This is a genomic window from Segatella copri DSM 18205 (genome assembly GCF_025151535.1).
GTDB classification, from domain to species: domain Bacteria; phylum Bacteroidota; class Bacteroidia; order Bacteroidales; family Bacteroidaceae; genus Prevotella; species Prevotella copri.
The window spans coordinates 1,443,409-1,450,000 of the sequence record NZ_CP102288.1; the positions used below are offsets into that span (position 1 = coordinate 1,443,409).

A 6,592-nucleotide genomic window follows, 5' to 3' on the forward strand; every position below is an offset into this window, starting at 1 on the left:
CTTTTGCATCATAAAAATCATTTTGACGATGAAATTAGCGATAATGACCAAGTCCACATTCTTTGTGGAAGAAGATAAAATACTATCCTCGCTGTTCGACGAGGGCATGGACAACCTGCATCTTTTCAAGCCAGGTTCGTCACCAATGTATGCTGAGCGACTGCTCACGTTACTGCCTGAAGACTATCTTCGCAAGATTACTGTTCATGATCATTATTACCTCAAACAGGAGTATGATTTAGCAGGAATCCATATAGATAATCCGCTAGCACCGGTACCGGATGGATACAAAGGCAAGTTCAGTCGCACCTGCACAGATCTCTCGATGCTGAAAGAGATGAAGAAGAAATCAAACTATGTGTTTCTGAAAAACATCTTCGACTGTATTGAGTTTAAAGACGAAAAGTCTTCCTTCAATCTGCAGCAGCTTGAGAATGCAGCCAAGGCAGGACTCATCGACAAGAAGGTATACGCCTTGGGAGGGATGAGTCTGGAAAATCTCAAGATTGCCAAGGAACTCGGATTTGGAGGAGTAGTAATCTGTGGAGATCTCTGGAACCGTTTCGACATTCACAACGAGCGCGATTTCAAAGAACTGATTCTTCACTTCGAGAAATTGAGAAAGGCTATCAGCTAATACTGAGGTTCCCGAAAAAAGATTCATCCCCCTACATGAAAATAGATAAAAATAACTATTAATACACATAAACACTAATAGAAATGAGTGACAAAAACTCTTTTTTGGTATTCTCTGGTACTAACTCGAGATACCTTGCAGAAAAAATCTGCGCTAGTTTAGGTTGCCCACTGGGTAATTTGGTTGTAACCAAGTTCTCTGATGGTGAATTTGGCGTATCTTTCGAGGAGTCTATCCGCGGACGCGATGTTTTCCTCGTACAGAGCACATTCCCTAATTCAGACAACTTGATGGAGTTGCTCCTGATGATTGACGCGGCAAAGCGTGCTTCTGCCCGCAATATTATTGCTGTTGTTCCTTACTTCGGATGGGCCCGTCAGGATCGCAAGGACAAACCACGTGTCAGCATCGGCGCTAAACTGGTAGCCGACTTGCTCAGCGTTGCCGGTATCGACCGTCTCATCACCATGGACCTCCATGCCGACCAGATTCAGGGTTTCTTTGATGTTCCTGTAGATCACCTCTATGCATCTGGCGTTATTTTGCCATACCTGCAGAGCTTACGCCTCAAGGATATGGTCATTGCTTCTCCAGATGTTGGTGGTTCTAAGCGTGCCAACACTTATGCTAAGTACTTCGGCTGCCCTCTCGTGCTCTGCAACAAGACCCGTGCTCGCGCCAATGTAGTAGCAAGCATGCAGATTATCGGTGATGTAAAAGACAAGAATGTTGTCATCATTGATGATATGGTCGATACAGCCGGTACTATCACGAAGGCTGCCGACATCATGAAGCAGGCTGGTGCAAAGACTGTTCGTGCATGTGCATCTCACTGCGTGATGAGTGGTCCTGCATCTGAGCGTGTCCAGGATTCTGCTCTTGAGGAGATAGTATTCACTGATTCCATCCCTTACACCAAGCGTTGCGCAAAGGTTAAGCAGATTTCTATTGCAGATATGTTTGCAGAAACCATTCGCCGCGTTGAGGATAACGAGAGTATCTCTTCCCAGTATCTGGTATAAGGAAATATCATCATACAAGTTTACAAGGAGTCTTTCTTTTTAAAAAGGAAGACTCCTTTTTTATGATTCCATTCTTCCCCTGTTTCTAATCTACATTCACTTTTCACAATTCACTTTTCACTTTCCACAACTACAATAACACTGTTCATTGTTCGATTTCAAACAAAAAAATCCTGTATCCCAAAAAGAGATACAGGATTCATATATTTATAATGTGACAATGTCGCTATTATATTAGTTCAACCACTTCACGTAGCAGAAGTCCTGACGGTGTGGCAACTTATCATTCTTAGGATACATACGTACGCCTGTCTTGAATGAACCAGCATTGATTGGCTCAATCTCAGTCTCGAATGTAAAGTTGTTACCCTCGTGACCAACCATCTTGAATGGATAAACAGCATAAACCTGCTTGCCATCCTCTGGCTGATCCTTCAATACAACAAGCTCCAAGCCTACTGCATCGTTCAAGCCCTGCTCATCAATAACATACTGAACCTTGATCTTCTGACCTGTCTCAGCAGCCATCAGCATGCAGTCGTCCTTAGATACAACGTGGATACCATCCCAACGCTCTGCAACGCTCTCCTTCCAGAGTGCAATCTCCTTAGCAAGTGCATTGTCGTTAGCGCTCAACTTCTTGAAGCGGGCAGCCTCCTTATTGTAGAACTTATCATAGTAGTCATCCAACTGGCGCTTCATTGTATAGTGAGGAGCGATAGTAGCAATAGAGTTCTTTACTACCTGGATCCACTCCTTGCTGAAGCCTTCCTTATTCTTGTTGTAATACATAGGGATGATGTCGTTCTCCAAGAGGTTGTAGATAGTAGCAGCATCAAGCTGATCCTGGTAACCCTGGTTCTGGTATGTACGCTTCTCTGGAAGAGCCCAACCAGCACCCTCGCGGTAACCTTCTACCCACCAACCATCAAGTACAGAAAGGTTGACAACACCATTCATCTCAGCCTTCTCGCCAGATGTACCAGAAGCCTCCAATGGACGTGTAGGAGTATTCATCCAGATATCAACACCTGAAACCAGACGGCGAGCCAAAGTCATATCGTAATCCTCGAGGAAGATAATCTTGCCGAGGAACTCAGGACGCTGACTGATCTCGAAAATCTTCTTGATCAAGCCCTGACCTGCACCATCAGCTGGGTGAGCCTTACCTGAGAAGAAGAACAATACTGGGTGCTCAGGATCGTTAACGATCTTAGACAAGCGCTCCAAGTCGGTGAAGAGCAGGTGAGCACGCTTGTATGTAGCGAAACGACGGCAGAAACCAATCATCAAAGCGTTAGGGTTGATACGCTCGAGCAAAGATACTACACGAGCAGGATCACCCTGGTTCTTCAACCATGTCTGGGTGAACTTCTCACGGATATAAGCTACGAGCTTCTTCTTCAATATCATGCGGGTATTCCAGATTTCTGCATCTGAAACATTGTAGATGGCATGCCAGATTTCCTCGTTGCTCTGGTCGTTCATGAAGTTCTTGTCGAAATATTTATCATAAAGCTTACGCCACTCTGTTGCAGTCCAAGTTGGGAAGTGAACACCATTGGTTACATAACCTACGTGGTTTTCCTCTGGGAAGTAGCCCTTCCAGATGTTAGAGAACATTTGCTGGCTTACCCAACCGTGAAGCTTACTTACACCGTTAACCTCCTGGCAAGTGTTGCATGCGAATGTAGAGAGACAGAAACGCTCGTTGTGATCGTCTGGATTTTCACGACCCATACCGATGAACTCATCCCAAGAGATGCCAAGGCGCTGTGGATAGCCACCCATGTACTTGCCGAAGAGAGCCTCGTCGAAGTAGTCATGACCAGCTGGCACAGGAGTATGAACAGTATAGAGAGAAGAAGCGCGAACCAACTCGAGTGCCTGGTTGAAGTTCAAGCCATCCTCCTCGATATAGTCGCAGAGACGCTGCAAGTTGCAGAGAGCAGCATGACCCTCGTTGCAGTGATAAATCTCCTTCTTGATACCCATCTTCTTCAATGCGAGCATACCACCGATACCGAGCAGAATCTCCTGCTTCAAGCGGTTCTCCCAGTCACCACCGTAGAGAGCGTGAGTGATAGGACGGTCGAACTCTGAGTTCATATCATTATCTGTATCCAGGAGATACAACTTGATACGACCTACATTCATCTGCCATACGTATGCATGTACCTGATAGTTTGTGTAAGGTACATCAACTACCAATGGGTTACCATTCTCATCATATACTCGCTCAATAGGGAGAGAGTTGAAGTTCTGAGCATCATAGTTAGCAATCTGCTGACCATCCATGCTCAAAGACTGCTTGAAATAACCATATCTGTAGAGGAAACCAACAGCACACATATCCACGTTGCTGTCAGAAGCCTCCTTCAAGTAGTCACCAGCAAGCATACCAAGACCACCAGAGTAAATCTTAACCACCTGGTTGATACCATACTCCATGCAGAAGTAAGCAACTGAAGGGCGCTTAGCATTAGGCTTCACATCCATGTACTCGCGGAACATCTTATAGACGTTCTTAACCTTAGCCATTGTCTCCTTGTCCTTAACAATAGCCTCCTTGCGGTCGTAGCTCAAACGCTCCAAGAGCAATACAGGGTTAGCATTGCACTTCTCGTACAAATCAGCATCGAGGCTCTTGAACAAGTCACGACCTTCATAATTCCATGCCCACCACATATTGTGAGCGATCTCATCCAAGCACTTCAACTCCTTAGGAAGGCTTGATTTAATGGTTGTCTCCTTCCATTGAGGAGCATTAGCATAGTCTGCCTTAATTTTCATTGTGTTTTATTTTTAAGATGTATATTTTCTATCTTGCAAACATAGAGATTCTTGCAGAATCCAAATATTTGTTTTATGGCTTACGCCATCAAGAGAGAGAGATTATTATTTCTTCATACGAACTTCAGCCTTGCGCAGGGCAAAGTCATAAGCATCATAGTAATACTCGATAAAGTGTTTCCACAATGCTTTTTCTGAAAGAATCTCAGCATTTTTACGACACTTGTTCACCTGTGTCTTGGTGAATCCCGAGTACTTAGATACGGTATCCTTGATAGCATCAGCTACCTCAGAATAATTATAGTCGGTACGCTTGATAACCTTCACACCATCCTCTATCTCACTGTAACTTCCCTTCTCTGAGTTAGCCCAAAGACCGAAACCAGCCAAATCGGTAGTGATACAAGGCACCTTGAACGCAACAGCCTCCAATGGAGTATATCCCCATGGCTCATAATAAGAAGGATAGATACAGAGGTCATTACCCAACACTACATCATAGTAGCTCTTGTTGATAATGCCATCATCGCCTGTCAAGTAGCAAGGTAAGAATATCAGTTTCGCCTTGTCTTCCTTATTATTATGCATGTTGAAGTACTTCAGCATACCCAATACATTATCATGACTCATATTATGCAACCAATGGGTAATCTCCGGAACCTCCAATGGCGTTTCAAACTTCTTACCGCTATTCAGACGATCCAACAGATCCTGACGTGGATCTCCTACCCAACCAGGTACATCAATGAATGCCAATACATTCTTCTTCAAATTGTTGTCACGAAGCAGTCGGTTCATAGCCTCAATATAGACATCGATACCCTTGTTGCGAAACTCGTAGCGTCCGCTGGTAGAAACAATGAGCGTATCATCATCCAAATCTGTACCCATCAAAGCATTGGCTACATCGAGCAAACGCTTTCTTGCCTCTTTACGTTTCTTTGTAAAGGTACTTGCTTTAGGTACAAAACTATTGTCAAATCCGTTAGGCAAAACGAAATCTACCGGTTTATCGAGCAATTCCTTGCACTCGTTGGCAGTAATATCACTCACTGTTGTGAAACAATCAACATACTTAGCAGTCTGCTTTTCTATAGAATGCTTGCTTTGCATATTGAGTTCCTGCGCCATCTGATCACCATTATAGGCAAAAAGATAATCGTAAAGAGGCTTATTATTACCGGCAATACTACGACCGATACTTGTAGCATGCGTGGTGAACACAGTAGCCACCTCAGGAAGATGCTTGTTCACATAGAGCACACCAAGACCTGTCATCCATTCATTTCCATGATAGATAACTTTCTTGCCTTTTCCAACAACATGATTGTAGAAACTCTCTACTACCAGAGCGGCAGCATAAGAGAACATCGATGCTTCGTCATAGTCACCATAAGCATGAAGACTATCAACCTGATAGTCCTGCCATAGTTGTCCATAGATCTGGTCTTTAACAGCATAGTAAGGATTGAAATCTACCAAAACAGCTACTGGCTCTCCCGGTATATTCCATCTACCTACTTTAACCTTTAAGCCCTCTTTCAGAGCTTCTGTTTTCCACTCCGCATAAAGCGTATCATCTTGAGAGAAATAAGGATTCACCTTGTCTCCCCAACAATCAGGACCAATGAAGATTAGCTGATCCCTTAACCTTTCCGTAAGAGTCTTAGCTCGTGTTGAAAGGACGGTGTAGATACCACCAACTTTATTACACACTTCCCAACTAGACTCAAATATGTAATCTGGAAATAATCTTTTCTTTTCCATATATAATTATCAATAAACACCGCAAAGATAGATAAATATTTGCAAAAAAACGAATTAATCTTATTAAAATCCTAAAAAAAATGCAATTTTCTTGATTTAAATGAATAACTTTGTCGCAGTTAATTGAAAAAAGAGATGAAAAGAAAGATTTTAGCAACATTATTATGCCTAATTAGTATATCTAGTATGGCACAAACAGACAGCACCCTATTCAAGGGGAAGATTACAAACAAAGAGTATGATGTCTATATGAATATAGACTTCTACCATAAGAACCTCAAGGTTCCAGGACAGGAACTGTTCGGTGAAATGCCCGGATATTTCGGTGACAGACGTGATAGTCGCAAATGGCTGATTACAGATGCTGACATAG

The 6,592-nt window shown here is 43.3% G+C and carries 5 protein-coding genes (1 of these 5 cut by a window edge); 3 read left to right on the top strand and 2 right to left on the bottom strand.

Annotated elements, in window-relative coordinates:
• Nucleotides 1-28 precede the first annotated feature (28 nt).
• Together NQ544_RS06155 and NQ544_RS06160 are read left to right on the top strand one after the other, a co-directional pair.
• Nucleotides 29-637, top strand: a complete 609-nt coding sequence (locus NQ544_RS06155) for a beta/alpha barrel domain-containing protein (RefSeq protein WP_006849493.1) — start codon at nt 29-31, stop codon at nt 635-637.
• A gap of 83 nt (nt 638-720) precedes the next feature.
• Nucleotides 721-1,659 (top strand): ribose-phosphate pyrophosphokinase, encoded by a 939-nt coding sequence (locus NQ544_RS06160; RefSeq protein ID WP_006849494.1) that lies wholly within the window; start codon nt 721-723, stop codon nt 1,657-1,659.
• Between the two features lie 234 nt (nt 1,660-1,893).
• On the opposite strand, the gene glgP is transcribed toward NQ544_RS06160, so the two are convergent.
• On the bottom strand, nt 1,894-4,452 hold the full coding sequence (gene glgP, locus NQ544_RS06165) for an alpha-glucan family phosphorylase (RefSeq protein WP_006849495.1): 2,559 nt from the start codon (nt 4,450-4,452) through the stop codon (nt 1,894-1,896).
• Between the two features lie 105 nt (nt 4,453-4,557).
• Nucleotides 4,558-6,219 (bottom strand): glycogen/starch synthase, encoded by a 1,662-nt coding sequence (locus NQ544_RS06170; protein ID WP_006849496.1) that lies wholly within the window; start codon nt 6,217-6,219, stop codon nt 4,558-4,560.
• Nucleotides 6,220-6,405: 186 nt separating this feature from the next.
• Between NQ544_RS06170 and NQ544_RS06175 the strand changes: the two genes are divergently transcribed.
• A protein-coding gene (locus NQ544_RS06175; RefSeq protein WP_006849497.1) for a hypothetical protein crosses the window boundary here: on the top strand, nt 6,406-6,592 show its 5' portion. The gene runs 182 nt beyond the window's last position; the window shows 187 of its 369 coding nt (coding positions 1-187); the start codon lies at nt 6,406-6,408; its stop codon lies off the right edge, out of view.

Excerpts from the sequence above, each read along its gene's own strand:
- NQ544_RS06160 (WP_006849494.1), top strand. The coding sequence starts at position 721 with ATGAGTGACAAAAACTCTTTTTTGGTATTCTCTGGTACTAACTCGAGA.
- NQ544_RS06170 (WP_006849496.1), bottom strand. The coding sequence starts at position 6,219 with ATGGAAAAGAAAAGATTATTTCCAGATTACATATTTGAGTCTAGTTGG.
- NQ544_RS06155 (WP_006849493.1), top strand. The coding sequence starts at position 29 with ATGAAATTAGCGATAATGACCAAGTCCACATTCTTTGTGGAAGAAGAT.
- glgP (WP_006849495.1), bottom strand. The coding sequence starts at position 4,452 with ATGAAAATTAAGGCAGACTATGCTAATGCTCCTCAATGGAAGGAGACA.